The organism is Escherichia sp. MR (genome assembly GCF_005280595.1).
GTDB classification, from domain to species: domain Bacteria; phylum Pseudomonadota; class Gammaproteobacteria; order Enterobacterales; family Enterobacteriaceae; genus Escherichia; species Escherichia ruysiae.
On record NZ_SZVK01000002.1, the window covers coordinates 145,343 to 161,927 of the forward strand.

Annotated in this window: 15 protein-coding genes; 4 read left to right on the forward strand and 11 right to left on the reverse strand. The window is 52.4% G+C overall.

Going from position 1 to position 16,585, the window contains the following annotated elements; genetic code table 11:
- Positions 1–26 precede the first annotated feature (26 nt).
- The 4 genes from yjfF to ytfQ form a co-directional block, all read right to left on the reverse strand.
- Positions 27–1,022 carry a galactofuranose ABC transporter, permease protein YjfF gene (yjfF, locus tag FC814_RS01795; protein WP_000596004.1) on the reverse strand — a complete coding sequence of 332 codons (996 nt, stop codon included), beginning with the start codon at positions 1,020–1,022 and terminating at the stop codon, positions 27–29.
- Complete coding sequence (gene ytfT / locus FC814_RS01800; RefSeq protein WP_137325437.1) at positions 1,009–2,031, reverse strand: galactofuranose ABC transporter, ATP-binding protein YtfT; 1,023 nt, start codon at positions 2,029–2,031, stop codon at positions 1,009–1,011. The genes yjfF and ytfT overlap by 14 nt, the downstream gene beginning before the upstream one ends.
- Before the next feature lie 13 nt (positions 2,032–2,044).
- Positions 2,045–3,547, reverse strand: a complete 1,503-nt coding sequence (gene ytfR / locus FC814_RS01805; protein ID WP_000205843.1) for a galactofuranose ABC transporter, ATP-binding protein YtfR — start codon at positions 3,545–3,547, stop codon at positions 2,045–2,047.
- A gap of 212 nt (positions 3,548–3,759) precedes the next feature.
- Complete coding sequence (gene ytfQ, locus FC814_RS01810) at positions 3,760–4,716, reverse strand: galactofuranose ABC transporter substrate-binding protein YtfQ (protein ID WP_000265953.1); 957 nt, start codon at positions 4,714–4,716, stop codon at positions 3,760–3,762.
- Positions 4,717–5,024: 308 nt separating this feature from the next.
- On the opposite strand from ytfQ, the gene ppa reads away from it, so the two are divergent.
- The gene (gene ppa / locus FC814_RS01815) at positions 5,025–5,555 is read left to right on the forward strand and encodes an inorganic diphosphatase (RefSeq protein ID WP_000055074.1); all 531 of its coding nucleotides are present in this window, start codon (positions 5,025–5,027) and stop codon (positions 5,553–5,555) included.
- 78 nt (positions 5,556–5,633) lie between these two features.
- Here the strand turns inward: ppa and FC814_RS01820 are convergent, their stop codons facing one another.
- The 5 genes from FC814_RS01820 to tamA form a co-directional block, all read right to left on the reverse strand.
- A complete protein-coding gene (locus tag FC814_RS01820; protein ID WP_085461236.1) occupies positions 5,634–5,984 on the reverse strand; it encodes a type II toxin-antitoxin system ChpB family toxin in 351 nt (116 codons plus the stop codon).
- A complete protein-coding gene (gene chpS / locus FC814_RS01825; RefSeq protein ID WP_001223205.1) occupies positions 5,978–6,229 on the reverse strand; it encodes a type II toxin-antitoxin system antitoxin ChpS in 252 nt (83 codons plus the stop codon). The genes FC814_RS01820 and chpS overlap by 7 nt, the downstream gene beginning before the upstream one ends.
- Before the next feature lie 207 nt (positions 6,230–6,436).
- A complete protein-coding gene (locus tag FC814_RS01830; protein WP_001219162.1) occupies positions 6,437–6,781 on the reverse strand; it encodes a gamma-glutamylcyclotransferase in 345 nt (114 codons plus the stop codon).
- A 2-nt stretch (positions 6,782–6,783) separates the two neighbouring features.
- The gene (tamB, locus tag FC814_RS01835; protein ID WP_137325425.1) at positions 6,784–10,563 is read right to left on the reverse strand and encodes an autotransporter assembly complex protein TamB; all 3,780 of its coding nucleotides are present in this window, start codon (positions 10,561–10,563) and stop codon (positions 6,784–6,786) included.
- On the reverse strand, positions 10,560–12,293 hold the full coding sequence (gene tamA, locus FC814_RS01840) for an autotransporter assembly complex protein TamA (protein ID WP_032226403.1): 1,734 nt from the start codon (positions 12,291–12,293) through the stop codon (positions 10,560–10,562). The genes tamB and tamA overlap by 4 nt, the downstream gene beginning before the upstream one ends.
- Before the next feature lie 204 nt (positions 12,294–12,497).
- On the opposite strand from tamA, the gene msrA reads away from it, so the two are divergent.
- On the forward strand, positions 12,498–13,136 hold the full coding sequence (msrA, locus tag FC814_RS01845) for a peptide-methionine (S)-S-oxide reductase MsrA (RefSeq protein WP_000051459.1): 639 nt from the start codon (positions 12,498–12,500) through the stop codon (positions 13,134–13,136).
- A gap of 187 nt (positions 13,137–13,323) precedes the next feature.
- Entirely contained in the window at positions 13,324–14,667 is a 1,344-nt protein-coding gene (locus FC814_RS01850) for a hemolysin family protein (protein WP_000935031.1), read from the forward strand.
- Between the two features lie 59 nt (positions 14,668–14,726).
- Here FC814_RS01850 and FC814_RS01855 read toward each other — a convergent pair whose 3' ends face one another.
- Positions 14,727–14,933 (reverse strand): DUF1107 domain-containing protein, encoded by a 207-nt coding sequence (locus FC814_RS01855; RefSeq protein WP_000689228.1) that lies wholly within the window; start codon positions 14,931–14,933, stop codon positions 14,727–14,729.
- Between the two features lie 324 nt (positions 14,934–15,257).
- On the opposite strand from FC814_RS01855, the gene FC814_RS01860 reads away from it, so the two are divergent.
- Positions 15,258–15,815, forward strand: a complete 558-nt coding sequence (locus FC814_RS01860) for a YtfJ family protein (protein ID WP_137325426.1) — start codon at positions 15,258–15,260, stop codon at positions 15,813–15,815.
- Here the strand turns inward: FC814_RS01860 and cysQ are convergent.
- Positions 15,805–16,545 (reverse strand): 3'(2'),5'-bisphosphate nucleotidase CysQ, encoded by a 741-nt coding sequence (cysQ, locus tag FC814_RS01865; protein ID WP_000893402.1) that lies wholly within the window; start codon positions 16,543–16,545, stop codon positions 15,805–15,807. The two genes, FC814_RS01860 and cysQ, sit on opposite strands and share 11 nt — an antisense overlap.
- Between the last annotated feature and the right edge of the window lie 40 nt (positions 16,546–16,585).

A 16,585-nucleotide genomic window follows, 5' to 3' on the forward strand; every position in this document is an offset into this window, starting at 1 on the left:
GCGCCTCTCCACACGGAGAGGCGTTTTTATCGCTGCGCAATGTTGACTCTTGTCACTGGTGAACTCTGACGATTCTCCCACAGCACCGTTAGCCCACGCTGTAAGGCAATAAAAATAAACAACAAAATGCCGATGGCGATTTTCGTCCACCATGAACTCAGCGTACCGTCAAAGTTTATGTAAGTCTGAATGAGTCCCTGAATCGCCACGCCAAAAAGCGTCCCCAATACCGTCCCTACCCCACCACTTAACAACGTGCCGCCAATCACCACCGACGCGATAGCGTCCAGTTCCACACCTACGCCTGCCAGCGCGTATCCGGCCTGGGTGTAAATCGAGAAGACAATCCCCGCCAGCGTTGCCAGTCCGGTGGAAAGCATATAAATGCGAATCGTGGTGCTGCGGGTAGAAATCCCCATCAGGTTTGCCGACGTCGCGTTGCCGCCAATGGCATACACCTGATTACCAAAGCGGGTGCGATGCGCGAGGAAAATACCGATAACCACGACCGCCAGCATCAGTAATCCCATCGCGCTTAAACGCCCACCGCCGGGAATTTTCCACGCAAGGCTTGAGAGTGTGTCGTAAATCGGATGGTTAATCGGGATCGACTCTTCCGAAACGAGATAGCTGACGCCACGCAAAAAGAACATTCCCGCAAGGGTAATAATGAATGCCGGGATCTTCAGCGCGTCGATCAGAAGCCCCATAAATGCGCCGAATGCACACCCCATCAGCAGCACCAGCGGGAAGGCCAATAGTGGTGAAATCCCAAAGTCGCCAATCACTTTTGCCAGAAACACGCCGGTAAAAGCGATCACCGAACCGACGGAAAGATCGATCCCGCCGGAGAGGATCACAAAGGTCATACCGACAGCAATAATCCCCAAAAAGGCGTTATCGGTCAGGATATTGCATATCACTCGCGTGGAAGCAAAACCGGGAAACTGCGTCAAGCAGTAGAGATAGCCCAGCACAAAAACGCCGATGGTGATCATCAGTGGCAAGTTACGTTTTATCACGGCTACGCACTCCTTTAATCAGACTGATAAAGCGTTGCGACTGGACAATCAGCACGCAAAGCACCACCACCGCTTTCACCACCTGGTTCATCTCTGGCGGAAAGCCCGAAAGTAAAATCCCGGTGTTCATTCCCTGAATGATCAGCGCCCCCACTACCGAAAGCAGCAGGTTAAAACGCCCGCCCATCAGCGATCCACCGCCGATCACCACCGCGAGTATAGCGTCCAGTTCCAGCCATAATCCGGCGTTGTTGGCATCGGCACCGCGAATATCCGCCGCCACGATAATGCCCGCGATTGCCGCACACAGCCCGCTCAACACGTAGGTAAGCATGACGATGATCCGCGTGTTTACTCCGGCATTTTTTGCCGCCCGAATGTTGATACCAACGGCTTCGATAAACATCCCCAGCGCCGTTTTGCGGGCCAACAGCCAGAACAGGAGAAGCGTCAGCACGGCGATAATGACTGGCGTTGGCAGGAACAGCAGCGATCCACTGCCGAACCACGAGAGATCCGGCGAGTTAAACGTGACGATCTGCCCGGAGGTGATCAGTTGCGCCACGCCGCGCCCGGCGACCATCAGGATCAGAGTGGCGACAAACGGCTGAATTTTGAGGATCGCTACCAGTATGCCGTTCCACAATCCCGCCAGCATGCCGGTGCCCAGGGCGCTTAACAAAACAATCGGCAGGCTGAATCCCGCCACCGTCATCGCGGCAGTTGTGGCTCCTGCGATAGCCATCACCGCGCCTACTGAAAGATCGATACCGCCAGTGGCGATCACCAGCGTCATGCCAATCGCCAACAGCGCAACGGGTGCTGCACGGTTAAGAATGTCGATGGGGCTACCGAACAAACGCCCATCCTGAAGTACCACCTGCCAGAAATGTGGGGCGACCAGACTATCGACCAGCAACACCAGCAACAGCGCCGCCAGTTGCGGCATTCCCGTCGGCCAGCGAAAACGCCTTTTCGACGACGCGGTGTCAGGGAGAGATTGAGGCATCACACTGTTCTCCTTACGCCGCAATGGCATTCATGATCGCCGGAACGGAAAGCTCTGCCAGCGGGATCTCCGCCACCTGTTTGCGATCGCGCATGATGATCACCCGATCGGCATAGCCCACCAGCTCTTCCAGTTCTGAGGAGATCACCAGCAGCGCCAGGCCATCGGCACACAGCGTTTCAATCAGGCGGATGATCTCAGCATGGGCGCCAACGTCAATGCCGCGCGTTGGCTCGTCGAGGATCAGAAATTGCGGACGAGTCAGCAGCCAGCGTGAGAGCAACACTTTTTGCTGATTGCCACCAGAGAGAAACTCTATCGGTTGTTCAGTTGAAGGTGTGCGAATGCCAAGCTGGCGGATAAAACGTTCGGCAATCTCTTGCTGTTCTTTGCGGGAAATTGGTCGCAGCCAGCCGCGCTGGGCCTGTAGCGCCAGGATGATATTTTCCCGCACCGAGGCGGCGGCGATGATGCCATCGGTTTTCCTGTCTTCCGGACAAAAACCAATGCCCAGTACTGAAGCCTGATGTGGCGATCGCAGGGTTTGTGGTTGGCCTTTGATCAGCGCAGTACCGCTGTCAGCGGGTTTGATACCGAAGATAACTTCAGCGGTTTCGGTACGCCCTGATCCCAGCAATCCTGCCAGACCGACGATCTCGCCGGGGCGTACTTCGAGATCAAACGGTGCGATCGTGCCTTTTTTACCGTAATTTTTGAACGCGGCAACGGGTTTGTCGCTAAGTAATGTCCGCCCGGCACGTTGTAGCGCGTGGGTGTCGAGTTCGCGCCCAAGCATCATTTTGACCAGTTCGATCTGCGGTAGCTCGCGGGTTTCCCGACAGCCAACGAAGTTGCCGTTGCGTAAGACGGTGATCCGATCGCTGACTTGATAAACCTGATCGAGAAAGTGCGTAACAAAGATCAGGCTGACGCCGCGATCGCGCAACTGGCGCATCAGGCCAAACAGCAACTCTACTTCCTGAGTGTCGAGGCTGGCGGTAGGTTCATCAAGGATCAGCACTTTGGCGGAGAGAGCGATAGCCCGACAAATGGCGACGATTTGCTGCATCGCCACCGAAAAACGGTTGAGCGGTTCACGCACGTCGAGGGAGAAGCCATACGATGCCATCAGTTCTGTAGCGCGCTTTTCCATCTCTTTACGGCGTAGCAGGCCAAAACGCCTGGGTTCGCGGCCTATGAATAGATTGTCGGCTACCGACATGTTGGGTAACAGGTTGACTTCCTGATAGACGGTGCCGATGCCAAGTTGTTGTGCGTGGGCGGTGTTTTTTGGTGAAATAGTCTGACCATCCAACCAGATAGTACCGCGATCGGCGTGGTAGACACCGGTAAGTGCTTTGATCAGCGTCGATTTACCGGCTCCGTTTTCACCGAGCAGCGCCATAATTTCACCGCGCCGTAGGCTGAAGTCGACGCTGTCTAACGCTTTGACGCCGGGGAAAAATTTACTTAATCCTTCGGTACGGAGGATTTCCTGGTGTTGGTCGGTCGTCATGGTTTCCCCCTTAGCCACGCTCTAAAAGTCTGGGAATAGATCGTGCCTGATGTTAAGAGCTGCGCCGTTTGTCCCCCTCACCCTAACCCTCTCCCCGAAGGGGCGAGGGGACAGATTGTGCATGGTGTTAAGTCCGGTACTGCACAACTGCCGGATGCGGCCTAAACGCCTTATCCGGCGGCGTACAAGTTGGCATCAGGTATTGATGTCCCTCAATACCCCATATTTTTCTTCTTCTCTAACTCTTCTTTTGCAGTATCAGGCAGGTAAAGGGTGGATTTGGTCAGGGTCAACTTTTCAGGCATAGTGCCGTCTTTTTTGTATTTCTCCAGCGCATCAAAAGCGGGGCCTGCCATATTCGGCGTCAGTTCAACGCTGGCGTTCGCTTCGCCATCAATCATCGCTTTGTAGATATCCGGTACGCCGTCAATGGAACCCGTGAGGATATCTTTACCCGGCTTCAGACCCGCTTCTTTAATTGCCTGAATTGCACCAATCACCATGTCGTCGTTATGGGCGTAAACCATGCAGATATTTTTGCCGTTGTTTTCCGCTTTGATAAAGCTCTCCATAACTTCTTTGCCTTTACTGCGGGTGAAGTCACCGGACTGTGAGCGGATGATTTTGATGTTTGGCGCATTCTTAATAGCTTCGGCAAAGCCTTTTTTACGGTCGATGGCAACACTTGCCCCAACAGTACCCTGCAACTCAACCACGTTACATGGTTTACCGTTGACCTCTTTCACCAGCCAGTCACCAATCAACTTGCCTTCCAGAATGTTGTCGGCAGTAACGGTGGTCATATAGAGAGATTTGTCTTTCACGTCGATGGAACGGTCGAGCAAAAAGACCGGAATTTCGGCATCTTTCGCCTCTTTTAATACCGGTTCCCAACCCGTCGCCACCACTGGAGCAATAAAGATTGCATCTACCCCTTGTGCAACAAAGGAACGTACCGCTTTAATCTGGTTTTCCTGCTTTTGCTGACCATCGGCAATTTTCAGCGTGATACCGCGTTTTTCGGCCTCACTTTTCGCCACGTTGGTTTCTGCGGCGCGCCAGCCGGATTCTGATCCGACCTGCGAAAATCCTACGGTTAATGGAGCGGCCAACACCATAGACGACATGGCTGCCGAGACTGCAGAGACTACAAGTAAGCGTTTCCACATAGGGTTGTCCTCGTCGGGATAGTTATTATTGGTGAAAAGATGTTCGCGAAAAAACTATAGACAATTCGTTATGTAACGGATTGCGTTACATCACACTTCAAAAAAGTAAATAAAACGTTAATCACAAGTTTGTAATCGCTTTCATATCACTATGAAAAATGCGGCTACGGTTATGGATTTTCCTGCTCCACAAGCCGTCTTAAAACTGGCGAAAAAGGAATATGAGGACGAAAACAAGCGAAGACATTCGGCGCGAGTTGGCTATAATACTCGGCACTTGTTTGCCACATATTTTAAAGGAAACAGACATGAGCTTACTCAACGTCCCTGCGGGTAAAGATCTGCCGGAAGACATCTACGTTGTTATCGAAATCCCGGCTAACGCAGATCCGATCAAATACGAAATCGACAAAGAGAGCGGCGCACTGTTCGTTGACCGCTTCATGTCCACCGCGATGTTCTATCCGTGCAACTACGGTTACATCAACCACACCCTGTCTCTGGACGGTGATCCGGTTGACGTACTGGTTCCGACTCCGTACCCGCTGCAGCCGGGTTCTGTGATCCGTTGCCGTCCGGTTGGCGTTCTGAAAATGACCGACGAAGCCGGTGAAGATGCGAAACTGGTTGCTGTTCCGCACAGCAAGCTGAGCAAAGAATACGATCACATCAAAGACGTTAACGATCTGCCGGAACTGCTGAAGGCTCAGATCGCTCACTTCTTCGAGCACTACAAAGACCTCGAAAAAGGCAAATGGGTTAAAGTTGACGGCTGGGATAACGCCGAAGCCGCTAAAGCTGAAATCGTTGCTTCCTTCGAGCGCGCAAAGAATAAATAAGTTCTTCTAGCGCAATAACCCTGAACGCCGGGCTTCGGTTAGTAAGGGTTTTTTATGTCCGCGATAAATAAACACATCTTATTCTATCACCGCCTGCAAACGTAATAACACGTCTTCCACCACCTCGTCCGCAGCCAGACCAATACGTTTTGCCTGACAGGCGCGTAAATCCATCATTCGTACCTGATTCACCAATACTACGCCATACACATCGCCTTCTTCGCAATGTAACGGAACGCTAAATCCGGCATAACGGGCAAAATTTCCGCCCTGAGTAATGGGAGCAACCAACGTCATTCCCAGTTGATTAAAGGCTTGAACGGAGAGCACAAGCGCAGGCCGACCAGCACCTTGCTGTTCATGGCCGCTTGCTGGATCAAAGCCGACCAGCACAATGTCTCCCCGTTCAAATTCACTTTTCTTTACCATATTTCGTCACCCGCAGGGGTGGATTTACCCCAGACATCCTGCTCGCTAAGTTCCGGGGCGTTCATGTCGCACTGCATCAGCAGTTCATCAAGCGAGTAGCGCCTGGAGATGGGGGTCAGAATCAGTTGATTGTTGCTCACCTGTGCCTCAACGCTCTGCCCCGGCTGCAAGTTAAGCTCTTTCATCACAATATTGGGAATGACCATACCTGCACTGTTCCCCCATTTTTTTATGGTTATACGCATCCGCACCTCCTTAGGTTATACAAAGTATAACTCACGGTGCGACAGGAAACGTTTTACCCCTGCGCATTTGTGAACACCAGCAGAGTTTTTTATGCGTTAACAGATATGGAAAGCGGCTCGGAAGGAAAAGAAACAGGCGGGGAAGTTACAAAAAAGAATGCGAGATACCTCGAAAAAACAACGCCACCCGAAGGTGGCGTGTTTATATTATGACTTATCCCTGTCTAACCAGTCGCCGCTTTCAATCAGCGTTAATCCATCGACGGGTCGTTGATAAACGTACATCCATGCACTCCCGTACGGCGTCTGAATCAACTGCCGCGCGTATTCACCGCCCCTGGTGCGCAAGGCATCAAGTTCGGCCAGCGTGGCGTTGTCAATACGATAAACTTCACCGTGTACCGTTCCGTTGCCCGGAACTGCGCCTGGATAGTGGCCCAGGCTGTACAGTTGATAGTTATCGATACTGAAATCGCCCAGCAACTGGGCATTGGTCATCCAGTGGCTGTTGCCTTGTTTGTGACGTAAACTGCCGTAGACAAATATTCGCATCGCTAAAACTCGAACTGATAGAGCAAATCCAGTGCCTGATCTACACCAGACACGGCTTCCAGATATAGCTTTGGCATCAGGCGATAACGTAACGTGAGTGTTGCTATAGAGTCAAATATCCCCACGCCGTATTTCACTTGTAGACCTGGTAATACATAGCCGCTGACCACCACCTGGGAGGAGTCGCCTACTCCCTCGGTGTCGAGAGCTAAATTACTTACGCCAAATGTCTCGCCGATTTTACCCACAATCTGACCACTTTGTGCAACCCCCAGACCAATCAGCATCGAGGTCATCGCCGCGCTGTCGCTCTGATCGCTTTCCAGCCCTTGTCCACGCAACAAGTAAGACAACGCAGCCTGTTGCGACATCGCCGGGTCAGAGAAGATCTCCGCTTTCGGTTCATCCGCCAGTCCGGTGACGCGAACACCGGCGATTACGTCGTCTTCTGTAGCATCCGGGTTACGAATTGCTTCGATATTAAGATACGGTTGATCCGGTGGACCAGAGAACAGCAACTCGCCTTTGCGAACGATCAGATCCTGACCATAGGCATGGAAGCGACCTTCCGGAATGTTGATCTGTCCGTTCAGCCCCAGTCCCTGTTTGTCCTGTACGACATTGAGATCGCCCGTCAGCCGCGCTTTCAGGCCAAAGGCATCAATGCGCACATTGTTGCCGACGTGGACAATCAGGTTGCTGTTAATCGGAATCGACGCAGTTTTCGCCTCCTCCGGTTGTAGGTTATCGTTGAGCATCACGACATCGCTGGAGACGCCCACCGCACTTTCTGGCAGATCGTGCACCACAATGCGCGCCCACGGTACGTCAACGCGACCATCAAGGGTAAACAGGCTTGGTGTGGCTTCGAATACGACATCTGGCGACACATCCATACGCACCATCGGCGGTACGGTGATCCGCACCTTACTGCCTTTTGCCGTCACCCGCGCACGCCAGTTTTCAATCTGACTCCAGTCTGCATCCCCGTTCAGGTAAATGTCACCCTGCTGGGTTCGCACGGTGCCCGCAAGCGTCGAGCGCATACCGTTAAAGTTGACCGCAAGCTGGCTCGGCTGCATATCAAACGGCATAAAGTTGCCATCGATATCCACACCCGTAACCTGGAGCTGACCAAAGAGCTGCGGGCTTTGTACATCACCGCCCAGACGTAAATTAGCACTCACCATCCCCGCCGCTTTTTCCCCACGCGTAAAGATGGGGTTTACCATCGCGAGGTTAAAGTTGCGGATGTTGACGTTGCCACCGAGATTGCGGCGGCCTTGTGGATCGGTCACCTGCACCTGACCATCGAACTGACCATTATTAGCCAGGCGGATGGTCCAGCCCAGTTCAGCGCGGTTGTTGCGCAGTTCCGCCGTCAGATTCAGTGTCTGAAACGCCACCGGCAGCGCCGCGTCGTTGACGGTTTGCGTTACCTGCACGTTACGCCCCGAAAGGGTGATACTGCCCTGCGGCAGCCCCTCTTTCGTGGTGTCCCAGGCAACGTCCGCTTTACCCGTGAAGATACCGCTGGCCTGAGTGGTTTCTGGCATAAACGGTTTCAGCATGGCCAGGTCGAAGCGGTTGAGATTCACCACCGCACGCCCTTCAGCCCCGGCATCAATGGTTTGCGGTACGCACAGCTCCGCATTCGGGTTAAGCCAGCAGTGTGGCCCAATGCTGATTTTTTGCTCCTTATTGCGGTAATCCAGCGCAATATCGCTGGTCAACGACCACGGGCCGACCGGCGTCTGGAAGCGGGTATTACTCAGCGTTCCCTTCCAGCGTTCTTCTTTGCGATCAAAACTGCCCGCCAGATTGAGCTGTCCGGAAACCGGCTCGCCCTGAATCCGCAGTTGTAGCTCGTGCTGCTTTTCGCTGCCTTTCGCATTCAGGGTGACGAGGTTGATATTCACATCCGGCTGCGAAATTTGCTCAACGCGCACATCGAGTTTACCCGCAATCTGATCGGTGGATTTTATATCGCCTTCCACGCGAACCTGCGCCACGGAGAGTTCCTGCCAGCGCAGGCTGCGCGCGGTGATATCCGCCAGCAACTGCGGCGCGTCCACCGTACCGCGAACCTTCACCAACCCTTTCGCTGTACCGCCCAGCCCTGGCAGCGCGTTATCCAGACCCGGCGCGTTGATCGTGGCATCAAGATTGAGATCTTTTACTCCCAGTTCACCTTTCACTTCGGCACTGTTAGCTCCCAGTTCCAGATGCAGACCAGGGATCATCCACTGCATATAACTGTTGCCTTTCAGCGTACCGTCAACGTTCACTTTGTTCTGTTTAACGTTACCAGTCAGCTTCAACTCCGGCACGTCCATCTGCCAGGTGCCGCCGTACAGGCTGCCGCGCGTTTTGATCAAACCATTGAGTTTCGACGGCCAGTCCGGAAACTCTTTCGCGGTGTTAATGCCGTTAAGCGTTAACTCACCACGCCAGCTAATCGCCTGCTGCCAGTCGAGCAACGCTTTCAACTCAGTTTTCCCTTCCAGCGCCGCGACGGTGAGTTTGTCGAGATTCACCTGCTGTTCATTACCTTTCGCATCGAGGGTAATGGTGGCTGGCGGGATCTCCTGTCCCTTCACTGCCGTGCGCATAGAGAGCGTGTAATCGGTCATTTTGCCGGTGAGTTTCAGTTTCAGATCGTCCGCCTGATACTGCTTCTCGCCGGTAAACGGCCAGTAAAGTTGCTTGCTGTTGACTTCGACATTGAGCGGCAGTCCAGCCTCCGCCAGCCGCGTCTGAGCACGCAGATCCATATCCACCTGACCAGAAAGGTTAACGCCAATCTCCAGTTGTTCGCGCAGCGCACCGCCCACTTTCAGCTTCACTTTTTCACCCTTCAACGGCTCCACGTTCAGTGTGCTGTTGAGGGTGATATCTACCGGCCAGTTACCGGACAGCTGCGCCGTACCGCTGGCGTTAACGCTCCCCTGGTTAGAGTCGATGTCCAGCGCGTCCAGTTTGGTATTGCCGTCGATGCTGCTCACTTTCAGCAACATGGTGCGCACGGTGATGTCCGTGTCGCCCGTCACGCGCAGCTGCTCGCCCTTAAACTCTTCAATATTCAGGTTGAGCGGCAAATGCACGTCGGTCATTTCCGGCAATACCGGGCGAGAAAAGAGATCTTTCAGCGTTTCGCCGAGCGGTTTTTCATCCGGCTGCGGATTTTCAATTTTCGGTTCGACGACTTCTTCCTGCGCCACTTCCGCCACTTTCGGCAGGGCAATCAGCAGGCCTTTCAGCAATGTCGGTTTCAGGGTCAGGGTTTTCTCCTGCCAGTTCAGACCGGAGGTGAAGTCCATCACCGACACCGTGGTGTCATCAATCTTGATGTTGACGTTATCCAGCGCCACCCGCGTCAGGGTGATGGGATACGGCGTGGAGAGATCCAGCGGGCCGCTGTCTTCCTCTTCTTCAACCTGCTCTGAAGGGGGCATTTTTTTGCTGTCTATATTGACCTGAATGTCTTTCAGCGCCAGGTCATTAATACAAACGCTGCTGTCCCACAGGCACTCCAGCCCAACCGCCAGATGCAGATTACCCGCTTTAACCGCCACACCTGGCTGCTCATAACGAACGTCAGACAGAGTAAGGTCGCTCCAGCCGCCGGTCACCTTACCGATATCCAGCCCTGGCACCCAGCGATCTGCCGCTTTAAATACCAGATGCAAACCACTGGTGGTGCCCACCAGAAATGCCACCGATCCCAGCAACAGTAAGAGGACGACAACCGCGCCGAGGCTGATTTTTTTCCATAAACTCATAATTCTGGCCCCAGACCGATGTAAAACTGTAAACCATGCTCGTCTTTGTCAGCGACCGGAACCGCGAAATCGAGCTTGATCGGCCCGACTGGCGATTCCCAGCGCACGCCAACCCCGGTGCCAGTTTTAAAGTCACTGCGGCGAATATCGCTTACCGCTTCGCCGCTATCGACAAACACCGCGCCCCACCATTTTCCGGTCACGTTGTACTGATACTCCAGCGATCCGGTTATCAGTTTTGATGCCCCTTTCAGGTCACCATTGGCGTATTTCGGCGCAATAGATTTGTATTTATAGCCGCGAATGCTACGGTCACCCCCGGCAAAGAAACGCAGATCAGGCGGCACTTTGTCGAAGTCACCCGTTTCAATCCAGCCCAACGTGCCGCGCGTGACAAAACGATGGCGATCGTAGAGTGTGCGTATCCAGACGTTTTGCGCCTGAAACACAGAGAAATCGACGTCCGAGCCCCAGGCCGTGTTTGAATAGTCGATTGAGTAGCGTTGCGAGTCGCCCCAGGTCGGCATCAGGCCGCCGCGTGAACGCGTGCGGCTAATCATCACGCCTGGATAAAACAGCATCGTGGTGTTGGTAATTTCACCCTGGGTAAAGTGGTCAAGACTCCAGCGTAAGTTAATGGCGCGCTGCCAGCCGCTGGAGAGATCCCAATAACGAGAGGCCACCAGAGTTGTAGAGTCGGATTCCGTATCGTTCAGATCGGTGCGCTTAAAACCACCCTGTACCAGATAATATTGTTCCAGCGGGTTCTTAAGCAGCGGCATTTTATAGCTAAAGTCGAGAGTCTGTTCCGGTGCAGAGATACTTGTGCTGGTGGTCAGGCTGTGACCGTAAGAGTTCATCCACGGCTTTTTCCACGTTGCTTTAACACGTGGACCTACGTCCGTTGAGTACCCTACCCCGGTTTCAATCGTGTTTTCCGTGCGCGGCGAAACGACGCCGGTAAGCGGCAATACTTTTGTTTCTCGCGCTTTATCAAACTGCGGTGCGACCACCACCGAGTTAAACCAACCAGTGGCGGAGAGACGGCGGTTCAGCTCTGCCAGGTCTTTTGACTCGTATTCATCACCTTCTTTAAACGGAACAAGGTTTTGCAGATACTCATCGCGGATCTGTGAGCCTTCGAAGGTCACATGCCCAAAGCGGTAGCGTTCGCCACTGTTGTAATCAATATCCCAGTAGGCTTTATGCAAGCCAAGTGCAATACCCAACTGGGCTTTGGTAAATTCACTATCGAAATAGCCTTTGCGCAACGCGATGCTGGTTAAGGACTTTTTGAAATTTTCGTAGTCACCCTGATTCAGCACCGTGCCTATAGCCGGGCGAGTATCGAGCAACTTCAAATAGTCTTTATCGGTCCGTGCACCACCGCGCAGCACAACATCGGTGCCGCCAATCAAAATGGGTACGCCGGGCGTGACTTTGGCGATCAAAACCTGTCGCCCTTTCTTTGGCGGTGGTCGGAGATCAAATTCAATGGTCGGCTGGTAATAGCCCAGCGCCTTCAGGCCTTCGCGGATGGCATCATCGACACGCGCGCGAAATCGCCGGTCTGGCGTCACTTCATCACTTTCAATCGTAGAAAGCTGTGCACGAACATTTTTTTCCAGCTGTCCTGATAACCCTTCGACCTGTAGACGGACGTTCGCGGCGATAGCAGAACCACCAAAGCAGAGTAAGCTTACACAACATAACTGTCGGATATAGCGCACATTTTCTCCTGAATATCCTTTGTTCCTGCCCCTGGAACCCCGTTAAACGGCTTAACAAAAAACCAGCAATATGGATTTAAAAGCAGACTAAATCCAAAATATTTCTTATGTTTTACTTTATACACATTCACGAGAGTTATTGTGTGCAAATACGTCTCTTGTTACAACCTAAACCCCAAAGACCGATTTCGGGAGAGCGATACCATGAGTTTATTTGATAAAAAGCATCTGGTTTCCCCCGCCGATGCCCTTCCTGGACGTAATACCCCGATGCCCGTAGCCACGTTGAATGCAGTCAACGGTCACTCAATGACAAATGTGCCTGACGGAATGGAAATCGCCATTTTTGCTATGGGCTGTTTCTGGGGCGTGGAACGCCTTTTCTGGCAACTTCCCGGTGTTTACAGCACCGCCGCAGGTTATACCGGCGGCTACACGCCAAACCCGACTTATCGGGAAGTGTGTTCTGGTGATACCGGCCACGCCGAAGCGGTACGCGTGGTTTACGATCCGTCAGTGATCAGCTACGAACAACTGTTACAAGTATTCTGGGAGAATCACGATCCCGCACAAGGGATGCGTCAGGGCAATGACCATGGCACGCAGTATCGTTCCGCGATTTATCCGCTAACACCAGAACAGGATGCTGCCGCCCGCGCCAGTCTGGAACGTTTCCAGGCCGCGATGCTTGCCGCCGATGACGATCGTCACATCACCACGGAAATCGCTAACGCGACACCGTTTTATTATGCCGAAGATGACCACCAGCAATATCTGCATAAAAACCCGTATGGTTATTGCGGAATTGGTGGGATCGGCGTTTGCCTGCCGCCTGAAGCGTAGCAATAAAAGGCCGAACTAAAGCGAAATGAAGCAAAAATTTAACCCTCTGGCGACTTTACAGTACCTTACGCTATACTAGCCACTGAAAATGTCGGTTCACTCTCTTCGAACCGGCTTTCAATGTGTATTTCACACAAATTAATCAACTTCCCCTTCCGAGGATCTGACCTGAACGGTCGGATAAGATATGTTAAACAGTATTTTAGTCATACTCTGCTTGATCGCTGTGAGTGCGTTCTTCTCGATATCCGAGATCTCGCTTGCCGCCTCACGCAAAATCAAACTTAAACTGCTGGCTGATGAAGGCAATATAAACGCCCAGCGCGTTCTGGATATGCAGGAAAATCCCGGCATGTTCTTTACCGTGGTGCAAATTGGTCTGAACGCGGTGGCAATACTCGGCGGTATCGTCGGTGATGCGGCGTTCTCTCCGGCTTTTAATAGCCTGTTCTCCCGCTATATATCGGCGGAACTCTCTGAGCAACTGAGCTTTATTCTCTCTTTCTCGTTAGTGACTGGCATGTTTATTCTGTTTGCGGATTTAACCCCGAAACGCATCGGTATGATTGCGCCAGAAGCTGTGGCTTTGCGTATCATCAACCCGATGCGCTTCTGCCTGTTCGTCTGCACCCCTCTGGTGTGGTTTTTCAACGGCCTGGCGAACATGATCTTCCGTATCTTTAAATTGCCAATGGTACGTAAAGATGACATCACATCTGATGACATCTACGCAGTCGTGGAGGCCGGTGCGCTGGCTGGGGTATTGCGTAAACAGGAACACGAACTGATCGAAAACGTGTTTGAACTGGAATCCCGTACCGTGCCGTCTTCCATGACGCCGCGTGAAAACGTGATTTGGTTCGATCTCCATGAAGATGAGCAAAGCCTGAAGAATAAAGTGGCGGAGCATCCGCACTCGAAATTCCTCGTCTGTAATGAAGATATCGATCACATTATCGGTTATGTCGATTCAAAAGATCTGCTGAACCGCGTGCTGGCCAATCAAAGCCTGGCACTGAACAGCGGCGTGCAAATTCGCAATACGCTGATCGTGCCTGATACGCTGACCCTCTCTGAGGCGCTGGAAAGTTTTAAAGCTGCGGGTGAAGACTTTGCGGTAATCATGAACGAGTACGCACTGGTGGTGGGGATCATCACCCTCAACGACGTGATGACCACGTTGATGGGCGATCTGGTCGGTCAGGGGCTGGAAGAACAGATTGTGGCGCGTGATGAGAATTCATGGCTAATCGATGGCGGTACGCCGATTGACGACGTGATGCGCGTGCTGGATATCGACGAGTTCCCGCAGTCGGGCAACTACGAAACCATCGGCGGCTTTATGATGTTTATGTTGCGTAAGATCCCGAAACGCACTGATTCGGTGAAGTTCTCCGGTTACAAATTTGAAGTGGTGGATATTGATAACTACCGCATCGACCAGCTACTGGTTACGCGAATCGACAGTAAAGCCACCGCCCTTTCGCCAAAACTGCCTGACGCCAAAGATAAAGAAGAAAGCGTCGCATAACCCCAGAAACATCAACGGCTCCTGAATCAGGAGCCGTCTTATTACTGCATAGCACTTGGTTAAGCCATCTCTGTTTGCAGACGCATAACCTGACGGTTAACTTCGGACATCACTGACAAATGCAGTTTATCCTTCACTTTTGGGATAAGAATCTTACCCTTATCAAATTCAAAAGCGCCAACGTCCTTGATGTATAACCGTCCACGGAACAGGATCTTCACGTACTTCGCCACCTGAAGTGGGTTGTACCGTTGGAAAATTTTCATTGTTGTCTCCTGCTGAGTATTACGCCTTTGCGGTGCCACAATCGGCCCAACTATTATGAGGCGCAAATTTTAATGCCTAATGACTATAGACTATCGGGGTAATGTTTCCAGCATGTATAAATTTTTTTACCCCACTGTTACAATTATTCAGAATTATCTCTTCACCTAACCACAATCTTCAGTATAAACATTCATTTTTCATATGATTTGTGCGCTTGTCCGCAAACTGGCACCGCACTTGCGGGAAATTCGATAAATAGCACATATGATTAAAAGCCAGACCCAAGTGGTCGGATCACCTGCATACGATAAGAAGGAAACACTATGACCCTACGCAAGATCCTCGCGCTGACTTGCTTGCTACTGCCGATGATGGCCTCCGCGCATAAATTCGAAACTGGTCAGCGCGTACCGCCGATTGGTATTACCGATCGTGGCGAGTTGGTGTTTGATAAAGATCAGTTTAGCTACAAAACATGGAACAGCGCGCAGTTAGTGGGAAAAGTACGAGTGCTGCAACATATTGCCGGTCGCACCTCCGCAAAAGAGAAAAATGCGACGCTGATTGAAGCAATTAAATCGGCGAAATTGCCGCACGACCGCTACCAGACCACCACCATTGTCAACACCGACGACGCTATTCCCGGCTCAGGTATGTTTGTACGCAGCAGCCTGGAGAGTAATAAAAAGCTCTATCCGTGGTCGCAGTTTATTGTCGACAGTAATGGCGTCGCACGCGGAGCCTGGCAACTGGATGAAGAGAGTTCTTCCATTGCAGTGCTGGATAAAGACGGTCGCGTGCAATGGGCGAAGGACGGGGCGTTAACCCAGCAAGAAGTGCAGCAAGTCATGGACTTGCTGCAAAAATTGCTTAATAAATAGAAACCCGGAATCCAGGATTCAGGAAGGATTCGCGCGGAGTGTAATCCAGCGGTTTGCCCTGCCAGTCGTGAACATGTGCTCCGGCGGCGGCGGCCACGGCATGACCGGCAGCGGTATCCCAAATATTTGTCGGCCCGAAACGCGGGTAGAGCTGCGCCTGACCTTCCGCCACCAGGCAGAATTTCAGTGAAGAGCCGATAGATGTCGTCTGGTGTTCACCAAGCTGTTGCAGATACTCTTTCAGCTCGGCATCCGCATGGGAACGGCTAATGACCACCAGCGGCGGACGGGCGTCGCGTACCTGAATCTGCTTGCGCACGCCGCACTCTTCTTTCCAGGCTTTGCCTTCCGCCGCGCTGTACATGACGTTCATTACCGGTGCATACACCACACCTAATACCGGTTTGCCTTTGTCAATCAGCGCAATGTTAACGGTAAATTCACCATTTCGTTTAATAAACTCTTTGGTGCCGTCCAGCGGATCTACCAGCCAGTAACGTTGCCAGTGCTGGCGGACTTCCCAACCGGGAGGATCTTCTTCGGAAAGAACCGGAATATCCGGCGTTAGTGTACGTAAACCGTCCATGATTACGGTGTGCGCGGCAATGTCCGCCGCCGTCACCGGTGAGTTATCCGCTTTGCTGACGACGTCCATCGGTTTTGTCCCGTCGTAGACCTGCATAATGGCATCGCCCGCATTCCGTGCGAGTTGACATACTTGTTCTAACATTCTCCACCTCTTTTGTTTCAGTGGTGTTAACTTGTTGTTT